Genomic DNA, 16606 nt, shown 5'->3' on the forward strand with positions numbered 1-16606 from the left:
GGAGGTTGTTGGTTATTGCGTGAGTTCAAATTGGTAATGAGCAGGTTCAAGCGTCATGGGGCTGGTGGCGGCGATGATGAGATACGGCCGTCTCCCACCCGCACTTGCCAATGAAAATTGTACCGTAGCCGTGTTGCCCTCGGCCAGTTCAATCTCGGTAACGGTCGGTGCGCCGCTTTCGTAGGTGATTAGCAGCACATGCCAACGCTGGGGCACGTAGCCGGTGGCACGTACAAAGCCTTCAGCCTGCCAACCCATGTCGTTTTCCGCATCATCGTAGAAGCCAATTTCCGGGATGGCGATATTGTCGAAAGCAATACCGCCAAAAGTCAGGATGGGGTCGGTGACGTACTCAAAGCGAATTTGCACCACCTGTCCGGCGTAGGCGGAAAGATCAATCACTTCCTTCACCCAGCCGCCGCTGCGGTCGGTGTAAAAGCGGTCAGTGTAAGCTGCGTCAGATGGATCATCAATGAAGTCGGTGCCTTGCATGTTGTTGCCCACCAACCCTTGCCACGTCTGCCCGCCGTCGGTGGAGATGGAGGCGTAGGCAAAGTCGTAGCCAATTTCGATATCGTGGAAGACGACATATTCCAGCGTGGCGTTGCTCACGCCGCTCAGATCAAATTCGCGGGTGAGGCGCATGTTGCTGTAGTTGGCGCGGTTGGCCAGCCACATATGCTCGCCGGAACGGGGCAGTACCTGTATGAGCGGCACGTGGTTGCTGCCCGTGAAGTTGAGCGTAGCGCTGCCGCTGCCAGACAGTTGGTAGTAGTCGGCGGCGTACTGGTTCACCGTTGTATCTATGCTGGTAGGGAAGTTGTTGATGCCGGTGTAAGCGGCCGTATTCAAACCATCCCGCAGTTCATAAATCGCTGGGGCATTGGGGTCGTCGTGAATAGCCAGCGCCACCAGCCAATCTAGGAAGATGGACATGCCGTCGAAGTCCAGATTGTTGGCGGCGGCAATGCCATCTATGGCGGCAAAGCCCGGTTCGGGATGAGTGGCAAAGTCGCGGTACAGTTTTTCGCCTAGCCGATTGTAAATGTACCGGTTCATCACGTATCCCTGGCCGTAATAGGGCAGGGTAAAGCCATCGCCCCAGCGGTTAAGCTGCTGATCTGGGTTGCTCAAAAACGCATTTCCCCGCGAAATTGGATCGCTGGAAAAGCCTAGCAAATCTTCGGCCAGCATGGCAGAGCCTTCCACCTCCCAATCCCAATCGTTGGCGTCGTAATTGGCTTCAATCATGTGGCGAAATTCATGTGCCAAAATGTCCAGGTAGCTGCCAGAGTTAAACAGACGGCCGTTCATCACAAACATTTCGCGCTCATTCGAGCTGGGGTTTACGCTTTGGGGCAGGATGTCGCTAGAGCCAAAGTAACCACCCAGGCCACACTGGTTGGCAGTGGCGGCCGTGACGCTGCAAACAGAAACCGGAGAAGCGTTGACGATATGAATACGTGGGTCGCCATCAATGCCAGGATTATCTTCGGGGCCAAAGATGAAGGTCACTTGTTCATAAATCGCGTCGAAGGCAGCTCCGGTCTGGGTTAATGCCTGCTCGCTGGGGAAAGTCAGTCCGGGCGTGGTGTCGAACCAAAAGTAAGCGTGGTCGCTGATGTGCAGCAGTTCAAAATCGGGCGAGGAGAGCGTGTTGGCATCTGTGTTGAGGATGGTGATGGGCTCGCGGAAGCCAACGGTGTATTGGGGTGGATTGGTTACGGCCGTTGGCAATTCTCCCAAGCCCCGATAGGCAACTGCCAGACGAACGTCGTCCCGCTCGGGCGGGTAGTTGGCTTCTAAAGCAGCAAAGGTGGTTTGCTCCGCTTCGGTGACAGGAGCGCGGCTCAGCGATTCGTAGGCAGTGGGCGGAGGTGGCCAGGTAAATGTTGCGGGGTCAGGTGGGTTGGTTGGGTCGGGAACGGCCTGCCCTGAGTTTTCCGAAGCGGCCGTTTCTCCCGCGGTTGTTTCCGTAGGGGAGATGGTTTCCGTCGGTGCGGTTGTTTCGCTTGGCGTAGGGTCATCTGGCTCGTCCCGGCTGGGGCGGGCGGTTGGTTCGGCATCCTCGGTGCAGGCCACCAAAATTAGCAGCAGCAGCCCCAGGCCAAACCAGCGTTTCCAATTGTGCATAAAATGCTCCTTGCGTTTGTTTTTGGGATTATAAAGGGGAAGAGGCCAACTTTGAAGAGGTTAGGACAAATGCGTAATGAACTGTTTAGGTAGAGACGTTGCATTGCAACGTCTCTACAGGTCATCGTGCCGTCAGCGTCATCATCAACTGCCCTTTGGGGCGCAAGGTGATGAGCGGTTCTAGCTCCACCTGACTGCCAGGCATCAGCGTGAGCCGATACTGCTGAACGATGCTGGCTAGCAGCAAAATCGCTTCTGTCATGGCAAAGCTTTGGCCAATGCAAAGGCGCGGCCCGCCGCCAAAGGGCAGGTAAGCATAGCGCGGCCGTTCCGCTTTGTGCTCCGGCGTAAAGCGCTGCGGATCAAACCGCTCTGGCGCATCCCAAAAATCGGGATGCCGATGTGTGACGTAGGGGCTCATGGTAATGACCGAATTTTTGGGGACGTAATAGCCACCCACTTCGTCCTCGTCGTTGCCCCAGCGGGCAATGGCGAACGCGGGCGGGTAAAGACGCATACTTTCTTCCAGCACCATCGTGGTGTAGCGAAGGTTGGGAACGTCATCAAAGATGGGCAGACGGCCGTTCAAAACCCCATCCACCTCTGCTTCCAACTCTTCTAGCACGTCTGGGTGTTCGGAAAGTAGATAAAAGGTCCAGGCCAGAGCAACGGCCGTTGTCTCATGCCCAGCCAGCATAATGGTCATTACCTCGTCGTGTAGCTGCTGGTCGCTCATTCCTTCGCCCGTGTCCTCATCGCGGGCGGACATGAGCATACCTAGCAAATCCTCTGCTTCCAGGCCAGATTGACGGCGTTCCTGGATAATGCCGTGAACGACCTGGGTGAGAATGGCCGTATGGTTATTCACTTGCCGTGTGCTGGGCAGGAAGGGAATTCTGAGGCCAAGATCGGCAAAGGGAATGCCGGTTAGCCGGGCAATCTCTTCATTCACCGCCGAAAATGAGTCGCCAATCGTGTCTGCCTCACGGGTCAGGTCAATGCTAAACAACGTTTCGCCCACAATTTCCAGCGTCAGGTGCATCATGGCTTCATTAATGTCGAGAGGACGGCCGTTTTTGGTCAATGAGTGCCAGCTTTTCAGCATGGTGTCGGTAGCGGCCGTCATCGTTGTAGCAAACTCAGCAATGCGCTTGCGGTGAAAGGCTGGTGCTGCTAGCCGCCGCTGCCGCCGCCAAAAATCGCCATCGCTGGTGAGCAGGCCGTTGCCCACTACTGGCTGCAACAAACTCAGCGACGGATGGGGCATTTTGGTGTAGTTGCGATTGTTGTCTTGCAAAATGTGCTTATTATGATCGGGATGGAAGAACAGGTAGCCGTAAAAATGCAGCACTGCACGAAAGCGAATCGCGTCGCCATATTCGCGGAACATTTTCATCATTGTTGCTAGTGGCTCATCCTGAAACTGCTTGAGAACGCCCTGGGGCCATTTGCCCAGTGGCCCAGGGGGGTGGGGCAGCCGTTGCTGCTGACTGGTCACGGGTACAGTTGTCATTAGTTTACTCCAAGAACGATGCGCCTGGACAGCCCCAATGCTTGCACTATCTGGACTATCACACCCGCCTACGCGAGTACGAGATGAATCCTCATAAAGCAAAGATAGTGCCCAAATTTGGACGCATCATATGATTAAATTAGCGAGTTGTGAACTATTTCACAAACCGATTTTAGCAAATGTGGATAATTTTTGTCAAGAATGTTTGGCTAGGGTGTGGCCTGAATGGTTGGCAAGAAGATGGATTCATCGAAGATGCGTACCTGGCCGGAATCTGAATGGAGCTGCAAAGGGGTCACGTCCACGGCTTCAAAGCTGCTCCCGGGAATTGATTTGAGCTGGCTGAGTACGTCATTGTCCCATCGCTCATCTGGTGCGCCGGAAATGAACCAGTCGGAGCCATTATCCGCCAGGATGAGACCGTACGTTTTCATCGCTTGCAGGATGACTTGCACGTCTGGGTGGAAGCCGGAGATGTCGAAGTTGGCTTTGAGGCGGAAGCGTTGCCCCATGGGTGGCACGTTACTGTCGGTGATGCTGGAGGCGTAGTGGCGGGCCGGCCAGACGTAGGCGCGTTGGGTTTGTACGGCCGTAAAGCGGATAGCGTGGTTGATGCTGTCTGCGGCGACCTCCTCATATCGTACCAGGCCGGGGAAGATGGGCAGGCCAGCCGCATCGGCGGAGGTCCAGCCGTCTGGCCGCAGGGCATAGCCGTTGAGATCGTACATGGCGCCTGAGCTAGCGTTCCAACTGGCACCGCTGTTGATGGGGAAGGCGTAGAACAGTTCATACAGCAGGCAGTTGTCGGTGTCTAGCACCAGTACATGCCTGTCGCCGTCACTATCGGGGCCGCCCTCGATGGGGGCATCTGGCGGGATGGGGAAGGGGCCGGGGTCGCTTTCGTCGCCGTAGTCGGTGTAGTTAATGGGCACCGTTGGCTGGGAGCCTGGCACTTCTACGTAGGGAATACCGATGGGGCTGTTGGAGCCGGGTGGCCAAACGCCCGCACCAAAGTCGGGGTGCAGGTTACTATTTAAGCCGATGCTGGCAACGTAGGCGTCAGAAAGGGGGTGGACGGGCATCTTGTCTATGGCTGTGTTCCAGATGTGGTCGGTGGGGAAGATGTTGCAGACAGTGCCGGTGGGTGTTTGCGGAGGAGGGGGTGGCGAGACGGCCACTTCGGCGTCGCTCGGTGCAGGCGTTCCTGTGGCTGTTTTGGCGGATACGGCCGTGCAGGATAGAAAGAAAATGGTTGCGAGTAAAAGCCAGGTTTGGGTTTTTAGCTGCTTAATCATGCTGTCTCCTTTGAAAATAAAAAGCGGAACATAGAGAAAACACAGAGAGCCACAGAGAAAAGAGAGAAAATCTGTAAGCGCAAACAACGCCATCTGCGTAATCTGTTGATTTTCATTTCTTCGTGGTGCGCTGCAGGCGCGTGGTGTCTCATTTATAAATAGTATGTATTGCGTACAAACAGAATACGCTGTACGCGATATGTGTTTGATTATACGCAGATTGACAGGCAAAAATAGGGGTTGGTGACGAGTGGTTAATTTGGGGGATTAAGAGGTTTAGTCTGCGTGCTGTGCGTTTATTTACCCTAAAGGGATTGAATACCCCGCTACTTGTGGCGAATAGAATCTTTTTCGATTTTGATGCTCCGTCTGCTTGCAGCGGGGTAGTTCATTTTGGCTAGTTGGGGAAACGGCCGTAGCTGTGCTTTCACCATCTGTATGGATGGTGTGTGGATGAATTCGCCTTGACATGAGGGTTGATTTGCTGTAATATACGCCCTATGCCATCCGTATGGATGGTAAAAAGGTGACATGAGGTGCAACATGGCGGACAGTGAAAAGATTACAATTAACATGAGCGTGGTGGATTTGGGCAAGGTGGATTTGCTAGTGGAGGAGGGGTTTTATTCTAACCGCACCGATTTCATTCGCACGGGCATTCGCAATTTGCTAGACAAACATGCGGATGAAGTGAAACAGTCTGTAACGCGCAAGACGATGGCGGTGGGGGTGGTTGGTTACGGCCGTACCTACCTGGAAGAGCGTCGCGTGGCGGGTGAAAAAGTGTCTGCTTGGGTAGTCGGCAGTTTGATTATTGAAAGTGATGTGTCGGTCGAGTTGGCGCTTGACACAATTGAGTCCATTAAGGTGTATGGCGTGCTAAAGGCCAGCGACAAGGTGAAAAATGCTCTGTTGAGTCGCATTTTATAAATGCCGACAAAGGAATTTGAAAAATGAATGGTGATTACAAAATACGGGAGTTTGTAGCGGCTGAGGCAGCAGAGAAAGATTTTGTTGCTTTGCAGCACTTTCTTAATCAGATGCGAGCAGAGCGTTTGCCTGATGATCCACCGCGTTCGCTGGAGGCGGTGAAGGCAAGTTTGCTGTCAATGCCTCCGTTTGTGCATATGAAGACATGGTTGGTGTGGGATCTGGCAGAAACGGCCGTACTTGGCCGGGCCGTGTTTGTGCATCTAGACATGGAAGAAAATCAGCATTTGGGGCAGATAGATGTGGGCATTTTGGCTGAACACCGGCAGCAGGGGCTTGCCAAGAAGCTATTGTCGTTGATTGTGGCAGCGGCCGAAGCGCAAAATCGTCGGCTGCTAATTGGGGAGACGAACGGCCGTGTGCCATCTGGAGAGAAGGTTGCCCTACGCGTGGGGGCTAGCCGTGGGCTAGCAACCCACATGAATCAGCTAGCAGTGGCTAAGTTGAACCACGCGTTATTGCAAAGTTGGCAGCAGAATGCACCGCAGACCCGGTTTGTCATTGATTGCTGGGAGGGAGCCTACCCTGATGAGCGGCTGGCTGAAATCGTGGCTTTGCGGGAGGTGATGAACGAGCAGCCTTTTGAAGATTTAGATATGGAAGAAACGCATATAACTGAAGAACAGCTACGCCAAATTGAGGAGAGGTTTGCAGCGCAAGGGATGGAACGCTGGACGATGTTTGTTCAGGAGAGCGCTACCCAAAAGCTGGCAGGCTACACAGAAGTGGCGTTTCGACCTGACCAAATGACGATTTGTAGCCAAGGGGATACAGGTGTGTTTCATGAGTATCGAGGTCTTGGCTTGGGCAAATGGCTGAAGGCGGCAATGCTGGAGAAGATTGTGGCGGAACGGCCGTCTGTCCAATTCATCCGCACCACCAATGCAGACTCCAACGCCGCCATGCTCAAAATCAATCGAGATTTAGGTTTTGAACCGTATCAATCGCAAACAATTTGGCAAATTGAGACGGCGAAGGTGAAAGATTATTTAGCTGGGTAACACTAATCGCCGAAGGAAATGCCCTGCGCCAGCGGTAAGTCTTTGGACCAGTTGATGGTGTTGGTCTGGCGGCGCATGTACCCTTTCCAGGCGTCGGAGCCGGATTCGCGCCCGCCGCCTGTCTCCTTTTCGCCGCCAAACGCGCCGCCAATCTCCGCGCCAGAGGTGCCAATGTTGACGTTGGCAATGCCACAGTCGGAGCCGCCTGCGGAAAGGAACGCTTCGGCGGTGCGAATGGAGTCGGTGAAGATGGCGCTGGAGAGACCCTGCGGCACGCCGTTGTGAATCTGTAATGCTTCCTCAATCGTTTCGTATTTCAAAATGTACAAAATGGGGGCAAAGGTTTCTTCGCGCACAATGTCGGTTTGGCCGGGCATTTTGACGATGGTGGGTTCCACAAATTGCGGGCCAACATTTGGCAGCGTGTTGCCGCCCACCACGATTTCTCCGCCTTCTTTTTGGGCTTGTTTCAGGGCGCGCTGCATGGCGGATACGGCCGTTCTCGTACTCAGTGGTCCCATCAAGGTGCCTTCTGCCAGCGGGTCGCCAATATTTACCTGCTGGTAAGCGTTTGCCAGTCGGTTGGTTAGCTCGGCAGCGATGGATTGGTGGGCAATGATGCGGCGGGTGCTGGTGCAGCGTTGCCCCGCCGTGCCTACAGCGCCAAATAAAATGGCGCGGGTTGCTAAATCTAAATCGGCATCGGCGGCAACGATGATGGCGTTGTTGCCGCCTAGCTCCAAAATGGTGCGCCCAAAGCGGCGAGCCACCGTCTCGGCCACAATGCGCCCGGTGCGGATGGAGCCGGTGAAAGAGACGAGCGGCAGGCGGCTGTCGTTGGTCATTAGCTCACCCACGGCACGATCTCCAACCGCGAGGCTAAACACGCCGCTAACGCCATGATCAGCCATGACCTGGTTGGCGATGTGCTGGATGGCAACGGCCGTTAACGGCACCAGCTCTGACGGTTTCCAGACGACGGTATCGCCACAAACGGCGGCAATGGCTGCATTCCATGCCCAAACGGCCGCAGGAAAGTTGAAGGCGGTAATCACGCCAATCGGCCCCAGCGGATGCCACTGCTCGTACATGCGATGGCCGGGACGCTCGGAGTGCATGGTGAGGCCGTAAAGCTGCCGCGAGAGGCCGACGGCAAAGTCGCAAATGTCAATCATCTCTTGCACTTCGCCAATGCCCTCGGCGCGAATTTTGCCCATCTCTAGGCTGACCAGCTCGCCCAGCGGCTCTAAATTGTCGCGCAGGGCGTTGCCCAAATCGCGCACCAGGTGGCCGCGCTGGGGGGCGGGGGTGTTGCACCAGCTTTGGAAGGCTTCCTGAGCGGTTTGCACGGTTTGGTTGTAGGTTGTAGTGGTAGACGGCCGTACGCTGGCAATTGGCTCCCCAGTCGTGGGATTGAGCGAGACAATGGGCGCAACATCCGTTGTTAACCAACCATCTTTGCCAGAGCAAACCCCGTTGTTCACTGATTGAATTTGTAATTTTTCCAAAAGTGATTTCATTTCTCATTCCTTCCTAACCCAGACAAGCCAGAACCCAAAGGCATTTTATCAACAGATTTCGCAGATTTAACATTTTTATCTGCGTAACTCATGTTACGCAGTCCAAGACTACAAAAGTCTTACTCAGTCTGGCAAGTACCTGAAATGCGGCCAAGACTTTTGTAGTCTCCCTAGACGAAGTGCGTAACATCAGTACGTAATCTGCGAAATCTTTAAATTTCTTGTTTACAGCAGGAGCATTTGTTGGTAACGGACCAATGGTAGCCCGGTTGGTTGTTACTCAATCGCTTCCTTCTTGGTTTCTCCCTCATTGTCATCCTTTGGATTCGAGGGGATTTTTACCAGCATTTGCTTTTTACCGTCTGCCACTGCAATGACTGTTTCCACATTGATATCTTTGGAAATAAGGCCAAAATCTTGTAGCGTCCAGATAGTTGTGATGCGATCACTCAGATTTGGCCACTGATCTTTGGCCCAATGATAGCGGCGACGGCTGAACTGCCAGATGGGTTCTGGCTGGAATTTTGGTTCGTAGGTGCAGAACTCTTGCCAAATCACATCCGCATCTGTTTGGGGGAACAAGATGTTTAGCATTGCTTTTTGCACCACAGAGGCATCGCGCCCGTGTTCTTCAGATACCCAGTTGATGTGGTAGTTGTGAATGAAGGTAAAGATGCCAAAGTGGGAGTAATCCTCAACATCGCGCAGGATTTTGTTACGTTGCTCATAAGCTTGCCGATACGTTTCTTCTAGCTCGGTACTTGGTTCTTCAATGCGTTCATGGTGTGCGTCGTCGTGTTCAAATAGTTCTGGGTTTAATTGGTACAAATAGCAAATCAATTCCCGGATTCGCTGTGGGCCTACATTGAATTTGGCAAATGAACCATCGTGAATCAAATCCTCTACTGCATCTACTATGCCGCGCTGACGCGCCTCATCGTGGGCTCGCAGCAGTCCCATCTGGGTTTGCACATCCTGTGGTTGTAATGGAGAGGTGGGGCGTACAGAAATGTTTGATAATTTTTTCAATCCACCATTGGCATTGATAATTTGGATAACGGTGAGCAAGGCACCAAATATCACGATAACGGTGAGTGCCTCGGATTTTTGCCAAATAAGCACTGCCATCATGATGTAACTGGCAATCATTCCTCGCAGGCCAGCAAATTTAAGCGATTTGGCTTCGCTGGAACGGGGTTCGATGCCGCGCTCACGCATGGCACTGTCACGGACAAAAAAGACAGTAGTGCTGGTTATAACAAAAGCACTTACAAAGCCAAAGGCGTAGTAAGATTCAACAATGACCACTTCTCGGATAATTGGAATTAGAATGGCGGCAATGCCCCAAATGACAGCAATGCCCATGCGATCGTCGGCAAACATACCGGGGAGCCGCCCCAGCCGGGCGGCGTTGGCGGCAACGGCCGCTCCCCCAATATAGCCACCCCCCTGCGCTAGCAACAGAATGATTGCCAGCAGCGTTCCGGCTACAACCAGGAATACTTGCCCGGTTGTGCCGTTGGTGGCGGCTGCCAACTCACGGGAGAGTGCCAGATCGTGGGCCGTTTCGTTTATGAATTCTCCTCGTGAAAGATCGGCAACTTCGTCATGAACGGCCGTTTCCTCCCCCAGCAACGCTTCTTCAGCATGTTCAGCAGTACGAAGATCATAAAGTGCGCCTGCCGCCTCCCGATCTTGTTCCGTCACCACGACATCTGCTTCTTCAATGCCGTTGCCAAACGTTTGGGCCGCAATGATTTCATACTCAATGAGCAGCGTACTGTACCCTTCTGTAGCGGGAATTTTCCACTGCTGGGCGGCAAAAAGCTGCACAACGCCGGTGCCAATCAAGAAGAAAGCCGCCAACGTTAGGGAAGTGTTGATCACTTTCCATTTGGGGCGGGCAGCGTGTTTACCACTAGCCGGAATTACTTCATAACCAGAAAAGCCGAGCATGGCACTGGACATAGAGCGGAAGAAAAGTTGGAAGAAGGCGGCAGTGCCAATGGCAGCAATATCTTGCTGGGCACGAACGACGTGTTCTGCAACACCATTTAGTTCCAGGCGGCTCACAATCCCTTCTGTTAGAAAGGCCCATTCTGGATTTCCTGCGGCCGTTGCCCCGACAATGCTAAGAGCCACAATGGTAAAGAGCGTGAAGGCACCGCCCCCAATCAGGAAAAGCGGTACGGCTCGTTTTGGCCCCAGTGCCACAAGCACCACCATGATGAAAAAGGCAAATAGCTCTGCTAGCACAATGCGGTAGGGGGCCAGCTCTGGCAAGATCAGCATGGTGACGTCAGACGCTGAGATAGAGCTGATGATGATGGTCAGAATAGCATCCAGGAAGAAAAGGCTGGTTCCTATCCAGGAAAGCCAGCGCATTCTTGGCGGGCCAATGGCTTCTACCAGTGGGCCGCTGCCGCCCGCGTTGGGACGCAGATAGGCACCGGCTTTGTAAGCAGGCACAATGCCTAGCAGCAATAAGGCAGACAAAACGATGAATGCCAAAATTGCAATTTGATGATGACCTTCTGCACCGTGAATGGCGAGTAAGGTTTGATAAGCTGCCACACTAAAGGCGTCGGCAGCAATTTCGAAGATAAGCGCTAAAACGCCCAAGCCAGTTCCACCCAACAACAAGCCTTCGACCATTAATTTTGGTAGTTTTTGGCGTGCTTCTTTGTTGTCTGTTGGGTTTATATAACTTCTAAACATCTTCTTGTTTGACCTCCAGGTCAGAATGACGTGCTATTTTGATTTTTGCAATAAGAAAGCACGTTTTGCTCTAAAAGAGCCATCTGAATTTGTACAGGTTCTCTACTATTTTGGCGAGCTAATATTTTTACGTTGCCAAGACCGAATGGTTGCCAATTTTAATCTGTATGTCGGCGGCCATTGGGTAAACAGGCGACAAGGGATTCTACTCAGGAAATGAAATTGGTCGAATTATTTTGCTGGCTTTTGTACGGCCGTTCCGCTGCTGCCAGTGTGAATTAGGGGGTGGCTGAGGGCGTGGGTGTAAAGGTGGGAATGGGAGACGGCGTGTAAATGACGGTTGGTGTGAGGGTGGGCGAGGGCGTGGGGCTAGGCAAGGGGGTCATTGTTGGTGGCGAGGTTGGTGTGTGGGATGGGGTAATGGTTGGCGGGATGGGTGTGTTTGTTGGCTGTGGCGTGTTGGTTGGTGGCAAAGTTGGCGGGCTTGTTGGGAATGGTGTATTGGTTGGCTGGGGTGCGGGCGGTGTGTTTGTAGCCGGTGCCTGGGTAGGTACGGCCGTATTCGTAACCGTTGGCCATGGTGTGTTTGTCGGTGAAGGGGTGGAGGTTGCGGTGGGAACGGACGTATTTGTGGATGTGGGTGAAGGAGTATTGGTTGGAACGGCCGTAGCAGGTTCATCCGTTGCCGTTGGCGAATTGGTGCTGGTGGGCGAGGGCGTGGTAGAGGGCGTGACGGTTGGCGGGAAGGGAATAATGCTAACCGGCGTTTGAGAAACGGCCGTGCCTGTGGCTCGCAATGTCTCAGAATCTTCTTCCACCGCTGCTGCCACAGTGGGGTCTAAAGGCGCAAACTCAAAATCAAACTGGTCACTGTAATCGGCCGTGGATTGAGCTAACATGCTGGCATTCAGCGAATCAATCATGCCAAGATTGAGTCCCAACCACATCGCCGAAAAAATACAGCCAAAATTGATGATCAACGCCACCAGCAGCCAGGCATACATATTGCGCCGATTGTTCTCGCTGCTGGGCTTTTCCCTTGCTTCAGGCAGAGATTTAGGCGGAATCATCGGGGAAACGCGCATTAGGCAGGCTCCATTAGCGGCAGCTCAATAGAAAACGTGCTGCCAACCCCCAATTCGCTATTCACACTTACGCCGCCGCCGTGCATCTCAATGACGGTGCGCGTGATGTAGAGCCCTAATCCTACACCCCGTGCTGCAAAATTAACGTTGTTGTTGGCACGGAAAAAGCGATTAAATAGATGAGGCTGATCCGCAGCGGCAATGCCAATGCCATTATCCAGCACATCCAGCTTCATGCTGCCATTTTCCTCGTAGACACAAAGCTCTACATGACCGCCTTCCGGCGTGTAGGTGAGCGCGTTACTCAATAGATTTTCAATGGCCCGACCTAAATGCTCTGCATCCGCCTGTACCCATAGAGCAAACTCTGGTACGTTGGTTTCTAGGCCAATATTTTTCTCCTCAAATCGCTCTTGCCAACGAGTTATGGCGCCATCTACCAAACTTTGCACATTGACCTGGGACATTTTCATAGAGATCGTGCCCGCTTCCAATTCGGAAATGCGAATTAGCTGCTCAATATGATGTTCAAGCTCTTCACTGCCTTTGTTGATGTAATGGATGAACTGTTTTTGATGCTCATCTGCCTGGCCATTGAGCTTGACTTGCATTAGGTTTGTATAGGCTTTGATGACGGTAAGCGGCGTACGCAGTTCATGTGAAATGCTGGTGATGAAGGCGGATTTCAGATTGTCGGCTTCCACTTCGCGGGTAATGTCGCGCATGACAATGACGTTGCCGATGGATTGGTTGTTTTTGTCGTGAACGGGGGCAGCTAGGGCACTGAGAACGCGGTTGCCTAACTGGTAGCGACGTGGCCGTTGCGTGTTGTCGCGTACCGCTAAGAGATCTGTAACGTTTGCTAATTCTTGTTCGCCTGGCGTATGACCGTTGGCACTAGCATTTAACTCACGGACAGGACCAGAGAAGAAATCCTGAGCCAAATCTGCCAGCAGCTTTTCTGCTGCGGGGTTGACGGTGAGGATATTGTCTTGGTTGTCTAGCACAATAATGCCATCTACGATGCTGTCCAGGATCGCTTTTAATTGACTTCGCTGGGCATCGAGGGTTTGGTTTTGTTCAGCCAAAGCGGCCGTCATATGGTCAAAGGTGCGAGAGAGCAGCCCAATTTCATCATTGGCGCGAATATTGGAGCGACGTTTGAAGTCACCATCGGCCACGGCAACGGCCGTATCTACTAGATGATGAATCGGATTCGTAATTCGCCGTGCAATGAGGAACCCACCAATGAAAACAGCCACGATTGCCAACGTGAAAATAGCTGTAAACTGCTGCCGACTTACGGCAACTGTGCTCACGATAAAATTGCTGGGCAGCGCCACGCTGTACATGCCAAACGATTGCCCACGCAGTTGCCAATCCCCATAAGCCAGCACATATTGCTGGTCCAACACCGACAAACGGCGTAAGGGTACTTGGCGGCTCGCGGTAGTGGCAACCAGTTCGTAATGCTCTGGTGATTCACCCAAAGCGTCAATAACGTTGCTAAAGATTTCTGGATTGTCCTGGTACAGGGCGGTGATTCCCACCTCGCCCCCGCCCAGCGATGTGTCTAGCACATTGCCTTCGACATCGTAAAGGGTGACGCGAGCAACGGCATTGAGGGTGAGTTCCAGCATCATGCGGCGGCTGAATGTGCCCACCATCGCTACACCGATCTGAGCGCCTTCAAAAAAGACAGGCGAAACTGTATAGAGCATCAATCCATTATCGGTTTCAGTGATAAAAACTTGCCGATTGCCAGACGCATCTTCTTCATTGCGTAACGCTTTTTGCACGGCTTCCACATCAGAAAAATCGGTGCCGCTGTGGGTGATGCCGTCAATATCGTTGGTTGCACTGGCGCGCTGCCAACTGTACATTTCTACGCCGTTCATATCTAGCAAAACGACGGCGTCTGTGTTGCTGTTGATAACAATTTGGGGGGCAAGATCACCAAGATTAGATGGCTCATTGTTTGCCATAGCGGCGGGGATGCCGTCGGTGCCGATGACGGTACGCAAGGTTTGCAGGCGCTGCTCCTCGTGGCGAATGATCCCTTCCGCTACAATCTGCCCTGCATCCAGCAGTTGGTTGGTAATTCTTTCTTCTAGCGAGCTGGCAACAAGGTTTGTAACAACAAAAGCGCCAACGCTGGCGACCACAAGCGTTAGCAAAAAGTACGGCAATATAATTTTCGGACCAATGCCAAGCGCAATTTTGGTCCGGGCGGCAATGAGCCGTGTGCGTAAATTTTGATACTCCATCCAGATTATGGTAAAGGATTTACCTCTGGTCACGAGTTAAGGCGACGTGAAAAACAGGACTTTTGGGGGATATAAATGGCTTACATTGAATGGCTTAGAAATCGGGTGGGGCAGCGCAAGATTTTTCTGGTATTTGGTACGGTGTTGCTGCGGGATGAAAACGGCCGTATCCTGCTCCAAAAACGCACCGATTTTAGCTTTTGGGGATTGCCCGGTGGGGTGATGGAGCTAGGGGAAGATATTGAAACGTGTGCCCGGCGCGAACTGCTGGAGGAAACTGGGCTGACTGCCGGGCCGCTGCGGCTGGTGGGGGTGTATACTCATCCCAAATATGATGTGACCTACCCAAACGGTGACCAGGTGCAGCAATTTACCATTTGCCTGACGGGGCAGGTGGCAGGTGGCAAGATGCAGCCGGACGGCGAAGAAACGACGGAGCAGGCATTTTTCACACCGGAGGCGGTGGCGCAGATGGATTTGCCGCTTTGGTATGCCGACATGGTGCGGGATACATTAGCCGGAGGTGACCCTATGTTTTCACCTCCATTTTCAATTGATAAGACAACCGATCAGATTTGGACAGTACGGCCGTTCATTGGGCATGCTCCTTTAATTGCGGTTGGCGCGATTGTGGTGATTATGGATAAGAACGGCCGTATCCTCACCATTCAACGGCAGGACAACAAAGCCTGGGCGCTGCCGGCTGGCTATTGTGACCTGGGTGAAAATGTGGCCCAAACGGCCGTGCGCGAAGCATTTGAAGAGACAGGGCTGGCAGTTGAACTGGAGCGATTGCTAGGAGTCTACAGTGGCCCCGCATTTAATTACACCCATGCCAATGGCGATCAGGTTCAGGATATGGGGGCTGTTTTTCGGGCGCGGATTGTGAGTGGGACGCTAAAACGGGCAGAAGCAGAAGTGGCTGCCTTGCGCTGGGCGACGCCAGAGCAGATTTTAGGAGAGTTTTGGATGGGTAGACGGCCGTTCATGACCACTATCTTGCAACATCTGGACGATGGTAGCTTTGTTTGCTAATCTCAGCAGCATGAACCGACGTGTCCTTGCACTCATTTTCATTCCCTTTTTTCTATTTGTCTTTGGCACTGTAGGGTACATGCTTATTGAGGGATGGAGCCTATTTGACGCTTTTTACATGACGGCGATCACGTTGACAACGGTTGGTTTTGGGGAAGTCAATACGTTGACAACGAGCGGCCGTATCTTCACCGTTACCTTGCTGGTGGCGGGCGTTACCTTTATTGCTTATGGTCTGGAATATCTGCTCACGGCCAATCTCGGCGACACCTGGAGAAAACGACGCATGATGCAAACTATCGAAAATATGAAAGACCATGTCATTGTGTGTGGCTACGGCCGTGTGGGACAAAGCGCCATTGCTTCGCTCATCAACAGCAAACGCCAGGTTGTGGTGGTGGAAAAAGACGCGGAAAGAACGGCCGTACTTGATGAAGCAGGCATGCTCTTTTTGCAAGGAGACGCCACCAAAGACGAAGTGTTGCAGCAAGCGGGGATTGACAGAGCCTGGGGCATGTTGGTTTGCACAGGGGATGATTCGCGCAATCTGTTCATTGTGCTTTCGGCGCGGGCGCTCAACAGCAAACTGTACATTGTTACCCGCTCTGTAGATGCAGATAACGAACCCAAAATGCGCCGCGCCGGAGCCAATCGGGTGGTTTCCCCTTACCAGATTGGCGGGCAGCATATGGCCAACATCATCATACGGCCGTACGTCACCGACTTTTTTGATGTCGTGACGCTGGATGGCGGCATTGAGCTGTGGGTAGAAGAACTGGCCATTGGTGAAACGTCGCCGCTCGTGGGCAAAACCGTAGGCGATGCCAATATTCGCCAGGAGACCGGAGTTTCCATCATTGCCATGATGCGCGAAGGCCACTCTTCCATCCCCGTTGCTCACACCGTGCTTCAAACCGATGATGAACTGATTGTGATTGGAACCAGAGAACAGCTTGCCAAACTAGAAAAGTTAACTGGGCTCGATATGGGACATTTGTGAGTGTCTAGCGATTTTGCTCAGAATCAAAGGAAATATTAACAAAAATTGG

General features: G+C 52.8%; 12 protein-coding genes. 4 read left to right on the forward strand and 8 right to left on the reverse strand.

Annotated elements, in window-relative coordinates; all coding sequences use genetic code 11:
• Nucleotides 1-12: 12 nt before the first annotated feature.
• The 4 genes from ACOQPM_RS24035 to ACOQPM_RS24050 all read right to left on the reverse strand — a co-directional run bounded on the left by ACOQPM_RS24035 (nucleotide 13) and on the right by ACOQPM_RS24050 (nucleotide 5412).
• Complete coding sequence (locus ACOQPM_RS24035; RefSeq protein ID WP_420630930.1) at nucleotides 13-2133, reverse strand: hypothetical protein; 2121 nt, start codon at nucleotides 2131-2133, stop codon at nucleotides 13-15.
• A 121-nt stretch (nucleotides 2134-2254) separates the two neighbouring features.
• Nucleotides 2255-3646 (reverse strand): cytochrome P450, encoded by a 1392-nt coding sequence (locus ACOQPM_RS24040; protein WP_420630931.1) that lies wholly within the window; start codon nucleotides 3644-3646, stop codon nucleotides 2255-2257.
• A gap of 209 nt (nucleotides 3647-3855) precedes the next feature.
• The gene (locus ACOQPM_RS24045) at nucleotides 3856-4941 is read right to left on the reverse strand and encodes a hypothetical protein (protein WP_420630932.1); all 1086 of its coding nucleotides are present in this window, start codon (nucleotides 4939-4941) and stop codon (nucleotides 3856-3858) included.
• Between the two features lie 300 nt (nucleotides 4942-5241).
• Entirely contained in the window at nucleotides 5242-5412 is a 171-nt protein-coding gene (locus tag ACOQPM_RS24050; protein ID WP_420630933.1) for a hypothetical protein, read from the reverse strand.
• Nucleotides 5413-5484: 72 nt separating this feature from the next.
• Here ACOQPM_RS24050 and ACOQPM_RS24055 point away from each other — a divergent pair, with 72 nt between their 5' ends.
• A complete protein-coding gene (locus ACOQPM_RS24055) occupies nucleotides 5485-5871 on the forward strand; it encodes a CopG family transcriptional regulator (RefSeq protein WP_420630934.1) in 387 nt (128 codons plus the stop codon).
• A gap of 23 nt (nucleotides 5872-5894) precedes the next feature.
• Nucleotides 5895-6932 carry a hypothetical protein gene (locus ACOQPM_RS24060; RefSeq protein ID WP_420630935.1) on the forward strand — a complete coding sequence of 346 codons (1038 nt, stop codon included), beginning with the start codon at nucleotides 5895-5897 and terminating at the stop codon, nucleotides 6930-6932.
• Between the two features lie 2 nt (nucleotides 6933-6934).
• Here ACOQPM_RS24060 and ACOQPM_RS24065 read toward each other — a convergent pair whose 3' ends face one another.
• The 4 genes from ACOQPM_RS24065 to ACOQPM_RS24080 all read right to left on the reverse strand — a co-directional run bounded on the left by ACOQPM_RS24065 (nucleotide 6935) and on the right by ACOQPM_RS24080 (nucleotide 14522).
• Entirely contained in the window at nucleotides 6935-8452 is a 1518-nt protein-coding gene (locus ACOQPM_RS24065; RefSeq protein ID WP_420630936.1) for an aldehyde dehydrogenase family protein, read from the reverse strand.
• Between the two features lie 276 nt (nucleotides 8453-8728).
• Nucleotides 8729-11170, reverse strand: coding sequence for a hypothetical protein (locus tag ACOQPM_RS24070; RefSeq protein ID WP_420630937.1), 2442 nt, complete (start codon nucleotides 11168-11170; stop codon nucleotides 8729-8731).
• Between the two features lie 278 nt (nucleotides 11171-11448).
• Nucleotides 11449-12255, reverse strand: a complete 807-nt coding sequence (locus ACOQPM_RS24075) for a hypothetical protein (RefSeq protein WP_420630938.1) — start codon at nucleotides 12253-12255, stop codon at nucleotides 11449-11451.
• Complete coding sequence (locus ACOQPM_RS24080) at nucleotides 12255-14522, reverse strand: ATP-binding protein (protein WP_420630939.1); 2268 nt, start codon at nucleotides 14520-14522, stop codon at nucleotides 12255-12257. Before ACOQPM_RS24080 ends, ACOQPM_RS24075 begins: the two co-directional genes overlap by 1 nt.
• Nucleotides 14523-14597: 75 nt before the next feature.
• On the opposite strand from ACOQPM_RS24080, the gene ACOQPM_RS24085 reads away from it, so the two are divergent.
• Nucleotides 14598-15557 carry an NUDIX domain-containing protein gene (locus tag ACOQPM_RS24085; protein ID WP_420630940.1) on the forward strand — a complete coding sequence of 320 codons (960 nt, stop codon included), beginning with the start codon at nucleotides 14598-14600 and terminating at the stop codon, nucleotides 15555-15557.
• A 10-nt stretch (nucleotides 15558-15567) separates the two neighbouring features.
• Nucleotides 15568-16557 carry a potassium channel family protein gene (locus ACOQPM_RS24090; protein ID WP_420630941.1) on the forward strand — a complete coding sequence of 330 codons (990 nt, stop codon included), beginning with the start codon at nucleotides 15568-15570 and terminating at the stop codon, nucleotides 16555-16557.
• Nucleotides 16558-16606 lie beyond the last annotated feature (49 nt).

Source organism: Candidatus Leptofilum sp., from assembly GCF_965223525.1.
In the GTDB taxonomy this organism is placed as follows: domain Bacteria; phylum Chloroflexota; class Anaerolineae; order Promineifilales; family Promineifilaceae; genus Leptofilum.

Coding starts and splice junctions, on each gene's coding strand:
- ACOQPM_RS24035 (WP_420630930.1), bottom strand. CDS start 2,133: ATGCACAATTGGAAACGCTGGTTTGGCCTGGGGCTGCTGCTGCTAATT.
- ACOQPM_RS24040 (WP_420630931.1), bottom strand. CDS start 3,646: ATGACAACTGTACCCGTGACCAGTCAGCAGCAACGGCTGCCCCACCCC.
- ACOQPM_RS24045 (WP_420630932.1), bottom strand. CDS start 4,941: ATGATTAAGCAGCTAAAAACCCAAACCTGGCTTTTACTCGCAACCATT.
- ACOQPM_RS24050 (WP_420630933.1), bottom strand. CDS start 5,412: ATGTCAAGGCGAATTCATCCACACACCATCCATACAGATGGTGAAAGC.
- ACOQPM_RS24055 (WP_420630934.1), top strand. CDS start 5,485: ATGGCGGACAGTGAAAAGATTACAATTAACATGAGCGTGGTGGATTTG.
- ACOQPM_RS24060 (WP_420630935.1), top strand. CDS start 5,895: ATGAATGGTGATTACAAAATACGGGAGTTTGTAGCGGCTGAGGCAGCA.
- ACOQPM_RS24065 (WP_420630936.1), bottom strand. CDS start 8,452: ATGAAATCACTTTTGGAAAAATTACAAATTCAATCAGTGAACAACGGG.
- ACOQPM_RS24070 (WP_420630937.1), bottom strand. CDS start 11,170: ATGTTTAGAAGTTATATAAACCCAACAGACAACAAAGAAGCACGCCAA.
- ACOQPM_RS24075 (WP_420630938.1), bottom strand. CDS start 12,255: ATGCGCGTTTCCCCGATGATTCCGCCTAAATCTCTGCCTGAAGCAAGG.
- ACOQPM_RS24080 (WP_420630939.1), bottom strand. CDS start 14,522: ATGGAGTATCAAAATTTACGCACACGGCTCATTGCCGCCCGGACCAAA.
- ACOQPM_RS24085 (WP_420630940.1), top strand. CDS start 14,598: ATGGCTTACATTGAATGGCTTAGAAATCGGGTGGGGCAGCGCAAGATT.
- ACOQPM_RS24090 (WP_420630941.1), top strand. CDS start 15,568: ATGAACCGACGTGTCCTTGCACTCATTTTCATTCCCTTTTTTCTATTT.